The organism is Chitinophaga qingshengii, from assembly GCF_014529935.1.
GTDB lineage: Bacteria > Bacteroidota > Bacteroidia > Chitinophagales > Chitinophagaceae > Chitinophaga > Chitinophaga qingshengii.
Map to the genome: position 1 here is coordinate 520,994 of NZ_JACVFC010000004.1, position 14,354 is coordinate 535,347.

At 49.7% G+C, this 14,354-nt stretch carries 11 protein-coding genes; 6 read left to right on the forward strand and 5 right to left on the reverse strand.

The window, feature by feature from the left end; translation table 11 throughout:
* Positions 1–267: a hypothetical protein gene (locus ICL07_RS26540; RefSeq protein WP_188091078.1), complete on the forward strand. Its 267-nt coding sequence runs from the start codon at positions 1–3 to the stop codon at positions 265–267.
* 137 nt (positions 268–404) lie between these two features.
* Here the strand turns inward: ICL07_RS26540 and leuS are convergent, their stop codons facing one another.
* The gene (leuS, locus tag ICL07_RS26545) at positions 405–3,170 is read right to left on the reverse strand and encodes a leucine--tRNA ligase (RefSeq protein WP_188091079.1); all 2,766 of its coding nucleotides are present in this window, start codon (positions 3,168–3,170) and stop codon (positions 405–407) included.
* Between the two features lie 260 nt (positions 3,171–3,430).
* On the opposite strand from leuS, the gene ICL07_RS26550 reads away from it, so the two are divergent.
* The 3 genes from ICL07_RS26550 to ICL07_RS26560 all read left to right on the forward strand — a co-directional run bounded on the left by ICL07_RS26550 (position 3,431) and on the right by ICL07_RS26560 (position 5,484).
* Positions 3,431–4,303: a cell division protein FtsX gene (locus ICL07_RS26550; RefSeq protein ID WP_188091080.1), complete on the forward strand. Its 873-nt coding sequence runs from the start codon at positions 3,431–3,433 to the stop codon at positions 4,301–4,303.
* 27 nt (positions 4,304–4,330) lie between these two features.
* On the forward strand, positions 4,331–4,612 hold the full coding sequence (locus ICL07_RS26555) for a DUF3098 domain-containing protein (protein ID WP_188091081.1): 282 nt from the start codon (positions 4,331–4,333) through the stop codon (positions 4,610–4,612).
* A 77-nt stretch (positions 4,613–4,689) separates the two neighbouring features.
* On the forward strand, positions 4,690–5,484 hold the full coding sequence (locus ICL07_RS26560) for an undecaprenyl-diphosphate phosphatase (protein WP_188091082.1): 795 nt from the start codon (positions 4,690–4,692) through the stop codon (positions 5,482–5,484).
* 160 nt (positions 5,485–5,644) lie between these two features.
* Here ICL07_RS26560 and ICL07_RS26565 read toward each other — a convergent pair whose 3' ends face one another.
* Together ICL07_RS26565 and tsaE are read right to left on the reverse strand one after the other, a co-directional pair.
* Positions 5,645–6,862, reverse strand: coding sequence for an alanine dehydrogenase (locus ICL07_RS26565; RefSeq protein WP_188091083.1), 1,218 nt, complete (start codon positions 6,860–6,862; stop codon positions 5,645–5,647).
* Between the two features lie 41 nt (positions 6,863–6,903).
* The gene (tsaE, locus tag ICL07_RS26570; protein WP_188091084.1) at positions 6,904–7,341 is read right to left on the reverse strand and encodes a tRNA (adenosine(37)-N6)-threonylcarbamoyltransferase complex ATPase subunit type 1 TsaE; all 438 of its coding nucleotides are present in this window, start codon (positions 7,339–7,341) and stop codon (positions 6,904–6,906) included.
* A 132-nt stretch (positions 7,342–7,473) separates the two neighbouring features.
* On the opposite strand from tsaE, the gene ICL07_RS26575 reads away from it, so the two are divergent.
* Positions 7,474–9,582, forward strand: a complete 2,109-nt coding sequence (locus ICL07_RS26575) for a heavy metal translocating P-type ATPase (protein ID WP_188091085.1) — start codon at positions 7,474–7,476, stop codon at positions 9,580–9,582.
* 35 nt (positions 9,583–9,617) lie between these two features.
* Positions 9,618–11,519 (forward strand): RecQ family ATP-dependent DNA helicase, encoded by a 1,902-nt coding sequence (locus ICL07_RS26580; protein ID WP_188091086.1) that lies wholly within the window; start codon positions 9,618–9,620, stop codon positions 11,517–11,519.
* A gap of 124 nt (positions 11,520–11,643) precedes the next feature.
* Here ICL07_RS26580 and ICL07_RS26585 read toward each other — a convergent pair whose 3' ends face one another.
* Both ICL07_RS26585 and ICL07_RS26590 read right to left on the reverse strand, forming a co-directional pair.
* The gene (locus tag ICL07_RS26585; protein WP_188091087.1) at positions 11,644–12,690 is read right to left on the reverse strand and encodes a Gfo/Idh/MocA family oxidoreductase; all 1,047 of its coding nucleotides are present in this window, start codon (positions 12,688–12,690) and stop codon (positions 11,644–11,646) included.
* 97 nt (positions 12,691–12,787) lie between these two features.
* Entirely contained in the window at positions 12,788–14,338 is a 1,551-nt protein-coding gene (locus tag ICL07_RS26590; protein WP_188091088.1) for a helicase HerA-like domain-containing protein, read from the reverse strand.
* Positions 14,339–14,354: the final 16 nt, after the last annotated feature.

The following is a 14,354-nucleotide window of genomic DNA, read 5'->3' on the forward strand; positions in this document are numbered from 1 at the left end:
ATGAAACCATTTGTCAAAAAGCTGCTGTGGGTATTATTCACGCCGATAGTGATTGCGTTGCTGGCGTTGATTACCGCAAGAGATGGTATGGAGATAGCGTTGTCGTTACTCTGTTTCGTAGTACCGGCCTACCTGGTGGTAGGGCTTATACTGCTGCTGGTCTCCGGCCCTGCAGCTGAAACGGGCAAGGCGCTGATGCTGGCATCGGGGATCATTCTGTTGGTGGGCTTGTCTACCTGCGGCCTGATGATAGCCACCATGAACTGATTTACGATTTTTTAATTTACGATTTCCTGATTTCGCGAATAAAAGAGCGAAGACCAAAGCGGTAATAAAACTCGCTTTGGTCTTCGCTTTTATCAATCTAGAAATCAAAAAATCGTAAATCAAAAAATCCCTAAATACTATATTACCACGTTAATCATCCTGCCTTTTACGATGATCACTTTTTTCGGTGCTTTACCTTCCAGCCATTTCTGAACTACTTCGCTGGCCAGTACTTCCTTCTCAAGGGTACTGTTGTCAGCATCCAGGGGCAAGCCCATTTCAGTGCGGGTTTTACCATTTACCGCGATAGGGTAGTTGAAAGTACTTTCTTTGGTGAAACTTTCGTCATACACCGGGTAAGCAGCGTCCAGGATGCTGCTGTTATTGCCCAGCTGGTGCCACAGTTCTTCTGCGAAATGCGGCGCATACGGTGTGAGCAATATCAGCAAAGGCTCCAGGATAGCGCGTTTGTGGCACTTCATGGTAGCCAGCTCGTTTACACAAATCATAAACTGGCTCACAGCGGTGTTATAGGAGAAGCTGCTGGTATCGCCATCAATTTTGTTGATGGTTTTATGCAGCACTTTCAGTTCTTCCGGAGTAGCGGCATCATTGGTGACAATGAGTCCTTTGTTTTCATCGGCAAACAAACGCCACAGTTTTTTGAGGAAACGGTGCACACCTTCAATGCCTTTGGTATCCCAGGGTTTAGATTGTTCTACAGGGCCCAGGAACATTTCGTACATACGGAAGGTATCGGCGCCGAATTTGTTCACCAGATCGTTTGGATTCACGGTGTTGAACAAACGTTTACTCATTTTTTCCAGCTGTACGCCGCAGATATATTTCCCGTCTTCCAGGATAAAGGTGGCATCCGCGTAGTCGGACTTCCAGTTTTTAAAGGCTTCCAGGTCCATTTCCAGGCCGTCTACGATATTTACGTCTACGTGCAGCGGATCTGTTTCGTATTGATCTTTAAGACCGTAGGAAACAAACTGCTGAGTACCGCGGATACGGTACACGAGTCTGGAGCTTCCGCCGATCATACCCTGATTGATCAGGGATTTGAAAGGTTCATCGAACCCGATATGCCCCAGGTCGTACAATGCTTTGGTCCACATACGGGAGTAGAGCAGGTGTCCTACGGCGTGTTCGGTACCGCCTACGTATACGTCTACCTGGTTCCAGTAGTCGGTTACTTTGCGATCGGCGAAGGTGGTACTGTTGTGTGGGTCCATATAACGCAGGAAATACCAGCTGCTGCCGGCATAGCCGGGCATGGTGTTGGTTTCCCGTTTTTCGCCGGGGGCTACATTTACCCAGTCGGTGATATTGGCCAGCGGGCCTTCTCCTTCTTCGCCGGGTTTATAGTTTTCCACATGGGGCAGTTCCAGCGGCAGGTCTTTTTCATCCAATGGGTAGGCCACGCCGTCTTTGAAGACGATCGGGAAGGGCTCACCCCAGTAACGCTGGCGGCTGAAGCCGGCGTCACGCATTTTATAGTTGATCTGGCGTTTGCCGATCTTCATTTCTTCCAGTTTGCTGATTACCACGTCCATGGCAGTTTTCATATCCATGCCGTTGAGGAAGCCGCTGTTTTGCAGTTTAGCGTCTTTAGTGGGATTGGCTTCTTCACCGTTAAAGGCTTCCCCGATAATATTGGTGATGGGGATATTAAAGTGACGGGCAAAGGCAAAGTCGCGCTGGTCGCCGCAAGGCACGGCCATAATAGCGCCGGTGCCATAGCCTGCCAGTACGTATTCCGCTGTCCATACCGGGATTTCGCGGCCATCGAACGGGTTGATGGCATAGGCGCCGGTAAAGCAGCCGGTGATTTGTTTTACATCGGACATACGTTCTCTTTCGGAGCGGCTTTGCACGTATTCCAGGTATTTTTCAATGTCTGCCTTTTGTGCTGCGGTAGTGATCTGTTGTACCAGCTCGTGTTCCGGGGCGATTACCATAAAATCCACACCGAAGATGGTATCGGGGCGGGTGGTATATACTTCCAGGAACTGATCGGATCCTTTGAGGGCGAATTTAATTTCCGCGCCCTGGCTTTTACCGATCCAGTTACGCTGCATTTCTTTCATCGCGTCGCTGAACTGAACGGTTTCGAGGCCTTCGAGCAGGCGGTTGGCGTATTCGGTGATACGGAGGAACCACTGGCGCATTTTCTTTTTCACAACGGGGAAACCGCCGCGTTCACTCACGCCGTTGATTACCTCGTCGTTAGCCAGTACGGTACCCAGGGCAGCGCACCAGTTCACTTCGGCGTAGTCGAGGAAAGCCAGGCGGTATTGCATGAGTACTTCCCGCTGTTGTTTTTCGGAGTAGCTTTTCCAGTCGGCGGCGGTAAAGGCCAGCTGACGGTCGCCGGGGCAGCCATGATGGATATTGCCTTCCTGCTCAAAGATGGCTGTCAGCGTGCTGATAGGCTCCGCTTTTCCGCTGATGCGGTTGTACCAGCTTTCAAACAGCTGCAGGAAAATCCATTGGGTCCATTTATAATAAGCCGGGTCGCTGGTATTTACTTCACGGTCCCAGTCGTAACAAAAGCCGATATTATCCAGCTGCTCGCGGAATGCTTTGATATTCTGAGCGGTGGTGACAGCAGGGTGCTGACCGGTTTCCAGGGCATATTGTTCTGCCGGAAGGCCGAAGGCGTCGTATCCCATGGGGTGTAATACGTTAAAGCCTTTTAGCCTTTTATAGCGGGCGTAGATATCTGTTGCGATATAACCCAGCGGGTGGCCCACATGGAGGCCGGCTCCGGAGGGGTAGGGGAACATGTCCAGCACGTAACATTTGGGCTTGGGGCTGTCATTGCTTACCTTATAAGCGTTGGACTCCTTCCATTGCTGTTGCCATTTTTTTTCGATTGCCCTGAAATTGTATTCCATATCTCAATGTAGATGATACGGTAACCGGTCGGATATAAACAATACATCCGGCCTTTACCGCGTTATCAGTTATAATTTTAAAAGCGGATGATGCCGTTTCGGCAAAATAATGTTAAAAATACTAATACAGCAATGACATGCCCCAACATCTTTATATATTGCCGTTTTCTTAACATATTATCGCCGGTGACAGGTTGGACTGGCAAAATTAAACACATAACTACTAATTTTTATTATTTTCGCCGATAAACTGCAGATTAATGGCGCAATCCGGGAAATCATCAGCAAAGAAGTCTAAACCGTCGTACCTCTACTCCATTATTGGGGTAGCCCTGGTATTGTTTTCATTGGGAACCCTGGGCCTGGTGGTTATTCACGCCAGCAAGCTCAGCAAGTATTTCAAGGAAAGCATTGAAATACAGGTGATTCTGAGAGATAATGTGAAAGAGAACCAGGCATTGGCGCTGCGGGACTCCATTGCTCATAAGCCTTATATCAAATCTATCGAATTTGTATCAAAGGATATGGCAGCCCAGCGTTTCCAGAAAGATTTCGGGGAGGACTTTATCCAGCTGCTGCAGTATAATCCGCTGTATGCCAGCATCAACATTAAGGCTAACGCCAATTATGTGAACAACGACAGCCTGAAGGTGATTGAAAATAACCTCACCCAGCAGAGTATCGTGCGGGAGTTGTCCTACCAGCGTACTCTGGTGAGCAAACTGAATGAAAACGTCAATAAAATAGGAATGGTGATCCTGATCATCAGCTGCCTGCTGGCACTGGTGGTGATCTTCCTGATCGATAATACCATCCGCCTGGCTATGTTCAGCAACCGTTTCCTGATAAAAACCATGCAGATGGTGGGTGCTACCCGCTGGTTTATTGCCAAACCGTTTGACCTCCGCAGCATTGCCAACGGCGCTATCAGCGCGCTGATAGCCATTGCCGGCCTGGTGGCCATCCTGTCGTTTGCCGATAAAGCCCTGCCAGAACTGAACGGCCTGCGCGACAACGTCATGATCGCCCTGTTGTTCCTCGGCATGCTGGTTGTAGGTATCGCTATCTCCCTGTTCAGTACACACCGCTCCGTAATGAAGTACCTGCGACTGAAACTGGACGACCTTTATTAAGCAACATCATCTTAACCAATAAACACTATGGCTAAAGAAACGCTCAGATCAACTGTGACAAAAGATACCCAGGTGACCGACAGCCGGCCTATCTTTCCTAAAGAAAACTACAAATTCATGATGGCTGGTATTGTGGTCATCGTCATCGGATTCATCCTCATGATGGGCGGAGATGGTAACGACCCTAATACATTCAAGCCGGAAGAAGTATATAGCTTCCGCCGTATTACCCTGGCGCCTATCGTTATTGTATTGGGACTGCTGATTGAGGTATATGCTATCATGGCCCGCCCTAAAACGAAAGAGTAAATTGAGCCAACGAATATTATTACAGCGATGATGCCCTCATCGCTTTTTTTATCACGTTTTAACCATACTTGATTTAAATGAACTTTTTCCATGCCATCATTATCGCCATTGTAGAAGGGCTGACGGAGTTTCTTCCCATTTCTTCCACCGGGCATATGATTATTGTAAGCTCCCTGCTGGGCATCAGTGACGATGAATTTACCAAACTGTTTGAAGTGGTGATACAGCTTGGGGCCATCCTGGCGGTTGTAGTACTGTACTGGCGGAAATTCCTGATTTTCGACAAAAACAGGGTTAGTTTCTACCTTAAACTGATTGTGGCGGTGATTCCCGCTCTTATCGCCGGTTACCTCTTCAGCGATAAAATAGATCAATTACTGGAAAGCCCCATGACGGTAGGGGTCACTTTGTTACTGGGTGGCATCGTACTGCTGTTTGTAGATGATTGGTTCAGGAATCCGGTTATTGATACCGATGAAAAAATCAATATGTTCACTGCCCTGCGCATCGGCTTCTTCCAGTGCCTGGCCCTGATACCCGGTATGAGCCGCAGCGCTGCCACTATCATTGGTGGTATGCAGCAGAAACTTACCCGCAGCGAAGCAGCTGAATTCTCCTTTTTCCTGGCCGTACCTACCATGGCTGCCGCCACGGGTTATAAACTGCTGAAAGGCAGGGAACTGCTGATGGCACACCCCGAAAACCTGAAAATACTGCTGATAGGCAATATCGTAGCCTTCGTAGTAGCGATGGCTGCTATTAAGTTCTTCATCGGCGCCCTGAAAAAATACGGGTTCCGGATGTGGGGTTACTATCGTATTATCGTAGGGGGAATTCTGATCATAGCCCTGATGATGGGGAAACTCAAATGATCATGTTTTTTGCTGATTAGCGAAGATCGAAACAAAGATAAAAGCGAAGCGCCGATGATACTATATCATCGGCGCTTCGCTTTTATAACATCAATATTTTTTAATCTTCGCTCTCATCTCGGCTAATCAGCGAAATCAGCAAAAATCATGTCCATCACAGTTACCCTTTGACGGCTAATAATAATTCCAGGTCTGTATATTTCAGTTTGAACTTCTCACTTAGATGATAATTGGTGAGGGCGCCCTTATACAGGTAAATACCGTTTCTCACCCCGCGCTTAATCCATACCAGGTTTTCGAAGCCGCCATCGTCGGCAGCTTCCACGAGCAGGGGCATCAGTACGTTACTGATGGCTTCTGAAGCGGTACGGGCAAAGCCGGAGGGTATATTGGGAACACAGTAGTGAACGACGTCGTATTTTTTGAATACGGGATTTTCGTGGCTGGTGATTTCCGAGGTTTCAAAGCAGCCGCCGCGGTCTATGCTCACGTCTACGATGACGGAGCCTGCCTTCATATTGCTCACCATAGCTTCGGTGACCACAATGGGGGTGCGGCCGCTCTGGGAAGAGAGGGCGCCTACAGCCACATCGGCATTGCGTAACTGTTCGGCCAGCACTTTGGGTTGTATCACGGAGGTGAATACCCGTACCCCGATGTTGTTTTGCAGCCTTTTCAGCTTATAAATGTTGTTATCGAATACTTTAACGGAAGCCCCCAGTGCCATAGCGGTACGGGCAGCAAATTCGCCTACGATACCGGCGCCGATGATCACCACTTTGGTGGGCGGGATACCGGTAATGCCACCCAGCAGGATACCTTTGCCTTTGTGGCCATTGCTGAGGTACTGACCGGCAATCAGCATCACGGCGCCACCGGCGATCTCACTCATGGCCCGTACGATAGGATAGGTGCCGGCATCATCTTTCAGGTTCTCGAAAGAAAGCAGGGTGATACGCCTGTCCATCATTTTCTGTATCTGCGGCGCTTTCAGCGCTGCCAGGTGGATGGGCGATATCACGATCTGGTGCGGATGTAACAGCTCTATTTCCTCATCGTTCAGCGGGGCGGATTTTATGATGATTTCAGCTTTGAAGACTTCTCTTTTATCATAAACGATTTCAGCACCGGCCTCTGAATAGTCGGTGTCATAATAATGTGAACCATCGCCAGCTTTGTGTTCCACCACGATATGATGTCCGTGTGCTGCCAGGATGCTTACGGCGTCGGGCGTCAGGGCAATACGGTTTTCCTGGAAAGAGTTTTCTTTGGGTATTCCGATGAACAAACGGGAATTTTTTTGTGGGATATCCAACGTTTCTTCCAGTGGTGAATAAGTAAAGCCAGCACTCACTACAGGTTTTTGCCTTTGCTCCATAAACGGTTCAATATTGTTTTTCTGTATTTAGTAAAGATACACTATTTGTCAGATGCGGAGATTTCGCGTAACACCCTTTTTTGGTCGGGCAACACCTCCAATTGCAGGTGAATGGTGTCCGGGGGCAGGAGTGGGGCTATCACATCCGGCCATTCCACGAAACTGATGGCATCCTGGTAGAGGGTGTCTTCTACACCGGCACTGATGGCGTCATTTTCATCTTTCAGCCGGTAGAGGTCCAGGTGGTAAATACGGCGTGGTTTACCCTGCGGGTCCAGGTAACCGTATTCATTGATAATGGAAAAAGTGGGGCTGGCGGTGGCGTCGGCTACCCCTTTGGCCGCACATAAAGCTTTGATCATCGTGGTCTTACCGGCTCCCATAGGACCGTTGAGCGTAAATACCTGTTTATCGCCAAAATAATTCCAGAACGCACCGGCTATTTCCGGTAACTGCTCCAGCGTAAATGTCCATTGCATAAGCAAATGTAATTATTTATAGCTTTCCTTTTTTGTTGGCAGGATATGTTAAATCTACACGCGGTTGCATTAATATTTGACCACCATTAGCCCTGCATGGGGTAATTTTGTGGCCGGAAAAAAGGAAACACCATGACATCAGTTAGTTGTAAGGTGGAGGGCATGCACTGTACCAATTGTGCACTCAGCGTGTCCAGATACCTCGAGAAAAAAGGCATGGAAAATGTCAATGTCAGCTTTGCCACGGAAGAGGTTAGTTTTACCGCTCCCGCCGGCGCCGACTCGGCGGAAGTCCTGAACGGTATCAACGACCTCGGTTTCCGCGTGGTACTGCCCAATCAGGCAGCCACCAAGGTACCGGTTTACCAAACCCTTACCTTCAAATTCTTCTTTTGTTTAATATTTACACTGCCGCTGCTGTTGCACATGTGGATCAACTGGCACTGGCTGCATAACCCCTGGACACAGTTCTGGCTCAGCCTGCCGGTATTCGGGATGGGACTATGGCACTTTGGTAAAAGTGCGCTCCGCTCCCTGATAAACCGCATGGCCAATATGGACGTGCTGGTAACACTGGGCGCTTCGGCAGCGTTTTTCTACAGCGTAGCTGGGGCGTTGATCAACGGCAACCCTGATTACCTGTTCTTTGAAACAACAGCCGCCATTATCACCCTGGTGTTTTTAGGTAACCTGCTGGAAGAAAAATCAGTCAAACAAACCACTACCGCCATTGCGGAGCTGGCCCGCATGCAGGTGACTACCGCCCGCCTTATTAACACTGACCATGGCCATGAACATATCAGCGAAGTAGATAATCAAACGCTCCGTCCGGGCGACTGTGTGCTGGTGAATACCGGCGATAAAATCCCTATGGATGGCACTATCTACTGGGGTAGCGGGCATATCAACGAATCCATGATCACCGGGGAAAGCGAACCGGTGGGCAAAAAAGAAAAAGACAAAGTAATTGGCGGCACTATTCTGGAAGAAGGCAGTATGAAAGTATACATTACCGCGACGGGTAAGGATACCGTGTTGTCTTATATCATAGAACTGGTAAAACAGGCCCAGAGCGATAAGCCGCCTATGCAGCGGCTGGCGGACAGAATCAGCGCCATTTTTGTGCCACTGGTGCTCAGCATCGCTATCCTCACTTTTGCCGGATGGTACTTTATCGGGCATACTCCTGTGGCCACCGCCATGATGCGGAGCATCGCCGTACTGGTGATTGCCTGTCCCTGTGCGATGGGCCTCGCTACACCTGCCGCCGTGATGGTGGGACTGGGCCGTGCTGCCCGCAACGGTATCCTCATCAAAGGCGGACATACGCTGGAACTGTTTAAAGACATTAAACGGGTGGTGTTTGATAAAACCGGAACGCTCACCACGGGAAAACTCACCCTCCGTCATTACCATACTACCCTGGAGGATGGTGTTTTCCGGAAGATCGTTTATAGCCTCGAAAAATATTCCTCCCATCCGATAGCCCGTTCTGTGGCCGTCCTATGGAAGTCCGCCGGAGAAGTGGCACTACAGCAGGTCCGCGAGCACAAAGGCCTGGGCATGCGCGCCAAAGACAAAGAGGGCAACGAATGGCAGCTGGGCTCTTTCCGAATGGCTACGGGCCTTACAGAAGATGACAGCCATAATCTGTACCTGGTCCGCAACAATGAACTCGTAGGCTGGCTGGACTTTGCCGACGAAATTCGTCCTGAAGCGCCGACCGTTATTCAACAGCTGAAAGCATCCGGTATTCAGCCGGTATTGCTTAGCGGCGATACCTCGCGCAAATGCCTGGAACTGGCTGCCGCACTGGGTATTACAGAAGTGTATGCAGAACAATCACCCCAGCAAAAACTGGAACAGATCGATCGTTTTGTGAAGGAAGCACCTACCGCCATGGTGGGCGACGGTATCAATGATGCGCCGGCGTTGTCCAAAGCTACCATCGGTATCTCTCTCAGCGATGCTACCCAGGTAGCGATGCAAAGTGCCAATGTAGTACTGCTCAATAACCATCTGGGCTCGTTGCCGCTGGCATTGGGACTGGGAAAACATACTTACCTCACCATCAAACAAAACCTTTTCTGGGCCTTTATCTACAATGTAGTAGCTATCCCGGTGGCGGCCATGGGATTACTGAATCCTATTGTGGGCGCAGGGGTGATGGGCCTTTCCGATGTAGTTCTGGCTATTAATTCTGTACGTCTTCGTTACAAGCGGGTGGTAAGTGCGTCCTAAATAGTAAATTGCGAGCGCACTATTCATCAAACAATTTGATTACACCCGTATCCATATTGCAGCAGTACTGGGGTTACAACCAGTTCCGCACATTACAGGAAGATATTATCAACAATATCCTGGCAGGCCAGGATACACTGGCCCTGCTGCCTACCGGTGGCGGGAAATCCATCTGTTTCCAGGTGCCGGCTATGATGAAACCCGGGCTGTGCCTGGTGGTTACGCCGTTGATCGCCCTGATGAAGGATCAGGTGGCCAACCTTAAAAGGAAAGGTATCTCCGCCTATTCCATCTATTCCGGGATGTTGTATAAAGACGTGGAACGTGTGCTGGAAGCGGCGCGCCGGGGAGGCTGCAAGTTTTTGTATGTATCTCCCGAGCGCCTGCAAAGTAAATTGTTCCAGACGTATTGTGATGGGTTGCCGGTAAATCTCATTGCTGTAGATGAAGCACACTGTATTTCGCAGTGGGGCTACGATTTCCGCCCCGCCTACCTGAAGATTGCTGATATCCGCAGTTACTTCCCGGATACGCCTGTACTGGCGCTCACCGCATCCGCTACCCCCAAAGTACAGACAGATATCTGCGATAAACTGCTGATGAGAGAGGCTAAGGTGTTTACTAAAAGCTTTGCACGTGCCAATCTCTCTTACAGTGTGCTGGAAGAAGCCACTAAAATTGATAAAGTCAAACATATCCTGGACCGTGTGCCCGGCTGTGGCATCGTTTATTGCCGCAATCGCAAGCGTACCAAGGAAATAGCCGATCTGCTGAAACTGCAGGGTATCCCTGCCAGTTATTATCATGCAGGCCTGCCACAGGCCGAAAGAGCTGCCCGTCAGGAAGCCTGGATCAATAACGAAAGCCGGGTGATGGTGTGTACCAACGCTTTCGGCATGGGGATCGATAAGCCGGATGTACGCATTGTGGTGCACTACGACATGCCCGACGGGCTCGAAGCGTATTACCAGGAAGCCGGGCGTGCAGGCAGGGACGAGCAGAAAGCCTATGCGGTATTGCTGTACAATGAAGAAGAACTGGCTGAAATGCAGGAGCGTATCGCCTTGCAGTTCCCCACGCTGGAACAGGTGCGGGAGGTATACCAGTGTATTGTGAACTATCTGCAGGTGCCGGTAGGCAGTGCGGAAGGTGTGTATTTCGATTTTGATATCAATGATTTTGCCCGCACTTTCCAGTTGAACTTAACCATGGTGTATAGCGCGGTGAAACTGCTGGAGCAGGAAGAAGTGCTGCAGTTGAGTGAAAGCGTGTTTTTGCCGTCGCGGGTGGAGTTTGTGACCAATAAAGAATCGTTGTACGCCTTTGAAAATGCTTATCCTGCCCTGGAAGAAATTACCAAAGTGTTATTGCGTACCTACGAAGGTATTTTTGATCATGCCGTGCCCATATATGAAAGGCAGATCGGCAGAATCATGTACATGGAGGATGATGATATTGCAGCACTTTTACAGCAGCTGCATCAATATGGCATCATTCATTACCAGGCCCGTCGTGATGAGCCACAGCTTTGTTTTTTACAGGAGCGGGTATCGGCGTCCAACCTGCGTATCAATATGGCCCGGGTGGAGGTCCGCAAGAAAGTATATGCCGACCGTCTCGCGGCTATGTTTGCGTTTGCCCGTAACAGTGATACCTGTCGCACACAACAGCTGGTAGCCTATTTTGGAGAAAAAGATGCGACGCCCTGTGGTATCTGTGATGTATGTCTGAAGAAAAAATCATCCCCGCCGGATGCTGCTGAGTTTAAACGTATAGCCGATAAGGTAACACAGATACTTAAAGATAAATCTCTTTTGTTTGCCGACCTGCATCAGCAACTGCCGGATATCCGCAGAAGTGACCTGATGGCGGTATTGCAGTTTATGAATGAAGAAGGACTGTTGCGGCGCGATGAGGAAGGAAAACTCTGCATGTAGGGATTTTTTGATTTGCGATTTTTTGATTTCGGGGATGATAAAAAGCGAAGACCAAAGAGATGAACTACATCGCTTTGGTCTTCGCTTTTTATTCACGAAATCAAAAAATCGTAAATCAAAAAATCTACAAATTAACCACACGGCCTTCTTTACTGCTCTGGAAGGCGGCTTCAATAATTCTGATCACATTCTCTGCATCTTTCGGATCTACCGGGTTCGGTGCTTTATTGGCGATGGCTTCATAGATGCCCTGGTAGTACTCCATATAGTTACCGTTGGTGCTGGGCATATATTGTTTTACCATTTTTCCGTCGATGGTAGTATGAATCAGGCCCCATTCATGCGGCGCTTCTGCGCCCCAGTCCGGGCTATCAGGCATGAGACCTCTTTGCAGCTGGGCTTCCTGTATATCGGATTTTGTTTTGATGAAGGAACCGATGCGGCCATGTATCTGGTAGGAAGGCAGTGCTTCGCGGATCAGGTAGCTGCATTTCAGGCGTACGCGCAGGTTATCGTAGTAGAGTACCAGCTCAAAATAATCATCTACCAGGGATTCCCGGCGGATGATGCGGATGTCGGCCCATACTGCTTTCGGGAAGCCGAACAGTTGCAGTCCCTGGTCTATCAGGTGGGAACCCAGGTCATACAGGGCGCCGGTACCGGGATTGGCTTCTTCCTTATGTTTTTTATAACTCAGTTCTTCCTTGAAACGGTCGTAGTGAATTTCCGCTTCGAGCACATCGCCCAGCAGGCCTTCGTTGACCACCTTCCGTACAATTTTGAAGTCGCTGTCGTAGCGGCGGTTGTGGTATACGCTGAGGAGCAGTCCTTTCTCTTTCGCCAGGGCGATGAGTGTTTGCGCATCTGCGGTGGTGACGGTGAAAGGTTTTTCCACTACCACGTTTTTACCTGCTTCCAGCGCGGCTTTTACGTAGTTGAAGTGGGTGTAGTTAGGCGTATTTACCACAATCAGTTCCAGTTCCTTATCGGCCAGCATATCTTCTACTGACGTATATACTTTTACGTTAGGATACCGTTTTCTGGCCAGGTCTTTACTGCGTTCTACCACGGCGGTGAATTCAAATCCCGGATTCACCTGTATAAAAGGTGCATGGAACACTTGTCCGGACATGCCGTAGGAGCAGATGCCCGTTTTGATCACTTTACTCATAATTATCGTTTGATATCGGCGTGCGGCCGGTTAGGATACAGTGCATTAAAGTATAAAACTTTTCGCTCCATTCCCAATCCTAACCGGTGGAAACGTCTTAAAAAATGGATTTTTTGCTTCTGCCGCCCAGTCCGAGTGCGCCCAGCAGGCTACGGGTAATAACGCTGGCGGCTGTACGGCCGGCCTGCCGCATAGCGGAACTGCCCATCACCTGCTCCAGCAGGCTCTTTTCTTCTTTGGGCTTGCCGGAGCCGGTAGAACCGGCGCTGTTGGCTGCTGCGGTCTTCTCGGCGGCTTCCTGGAGCTTGGCGGTCAGCATTTCGTAGGCGCTTTCGTTATCGATGGTTTCGGCGTATTTTTTTACCAGTTTGGAACTGCTGACCAGCGCATTTACTTCTGCATCGGTGAGCACATCCATCCGGGAGCGCGGCGATACCAGCATGGTGGCGGCGAGCGGCGTAGGCACCCCTTTTTCATTGAGGCAGGTGATCAACGCTTCGCCGATACCGATCTGCGTAAGCAGTTCATCGGTTTTATAGAAATCAGACAGGGGGTAGTTCTCCGCTGTTTGTTTGATGGTTTTGCGGTCATTGGCGGTAAACGCTCGCAGGGCGTGTTGTACTTTCAGGCCCAGCTGTCCGAGTACGGAAGCCGGAACATCCATGGGGTTCTGGGTACAGAAGAAAATACCGACACCTTTGGAACGAATAAGTTTGATGATGGTATCGATTTGTTTCAGGAGCGCATCGCTGGCTTCGTTGAAGATGAGGTGCGCTTCATCGATAAACATTACCAGTTTGGGCTTGTCGAGATCGCCTTCTTCCGGCAGCGTGGCGTACAGTTCGGCCAGCAGGCTGAGCATGAAGGTAGAGAAGAGTTTGGGACGGTCCTGTATATCGGCCACCCGCAGGATAGATACCACGCCACGGCCATCATCGCTGATGCGCATCAGGTCGTCTACTTCAAAGGATTTTTCTCCGAAGAAAAGATCGGCGCCTTGTTGTTCCAGTTCTATCACCTTGCGTAGGATAGTGCCGGTGGAGGTGGTAGATATTTTACCGTAGTCTTTTTCGAGGTCTGCTTTGCCTTCATCGCTGGCAAACTGCAGTACTTTTTTAAAGTCTTTCAGGTCCAGCAGGGGCAGTTTATTGTCATCGCAGTATTTAAACAGCATGGCTACCAGGCCGGCCTGGGTGTCGTTCAGTTCCAGTATTTTGGATAACAGGATAGGGCCAAATTCGCTGGTGGTAGCACGCAGGCGTACGCCTTGTTCCTGGCTGAGAGACAGCAGTTCGGAGGGGTAGGCTGCGGGCGACCAGGTGCCGCCAATTTTCTGGTACCGTTCCTGTATTTTGGGGTTGTCGGTACCGGCAGCAGCGATACCGCTCAGGTCTCCTTTAATATCCATCAACAGTACGGGAACACTGGCGTCGCTGAGGCCTTCGGCGATCACCTGCAGGGTTTTGGTTTTACCGGTACCGGTGGCGCCGGCGATCAAACCATGCCGGGTCATGGTTTTTAGGGGGAGGAATACATCTGCTCCGCTGATCACTTCACCATCCAGCATAGCACATCCTAATTTGAAATGCTCGCCTTTAAATGTATAGCCATTCTTAATGGATTCCAGAAATGCGTCTTTATTGGCCATGGTGTAAAAATTGTTT

What these genes read in the sequence shown, in the direction of transcription:
- leuS (WP_188091079.1), bottom strand. Translation starts at nt 3,170, where the DNA reads ATGGAATACAATTTCAGGGCAATCGAAAAAAAATGGCAACAGCAATGG.
- ICL07_RS26550 (WP_188091080.1), top strand. Translation starts at nt 3,431, where the DNA reads ATGGCGCAATCCGGGAAATCATCAGCAAAGAAGTCTAAACCGTCGTAC.
- ICL07_RS26585 (WP_188091087.1), bottom strand. Translation starts at nt 12,690, where the DNA reads ATGAGTAAAGTGATCAAAACGGGCATCTGCTCCTACGGCATGTCCGGA.
- ICL07_RS26565 (WP_188091083.1), bottom strand. Translation starts at nt 6,862, where the DNA reads ATGGAGCAAAGGCAAAAACCTGTAGTGAGTGCTGGCTTTACTTATTCA.
- ICL07_RS26575 (WP_188091085.1), top strand. Translation starts at nt 7,474, where the DNA reads ATGACATCAGTTAGTTGTAAGGTGGAGGGCATGCACTGTACCAATTGT.
- tsaE (WP_188091084.1), bottom strand. Translation starts at nt 7,341, where the DNA reads ATGCAATGGACATTTACGCTGGAGCAGTTACCGGAAATAGCCGGTGCG.
- ICL07_RS26590 (WP_188091088.1), bottom strand. Translation starts at nt 14,338, where the DNA reads ATGGCCAATAAAGACGCATTTCTGGAATCCATTAAGAATGGCTATACA.
- ICL07_RS26560 (WP_188091082.1), top strand. Translation starts at nt 4,690, where the DNA reads ATGAACTTTTTCCATGCCATCATTATCGCCATTGTAGAAGGGCTGACG.
- ICL07_RS26540 (WP_188091078.1), top strand. Translation starts at nt 1, where the DNA reads ATGAAACCATTTGTCAAAAAGCTGCTGTGGGTATTATTCACGCCGATA.
- ICL07_RS26555 (WP_188091081.1), top strand. Translation starts at nt 4,331, where the DNA reads ATGGCTAAAGAAACGCTCAGATCAACTGTGACAAAAGATACCCAGGTG.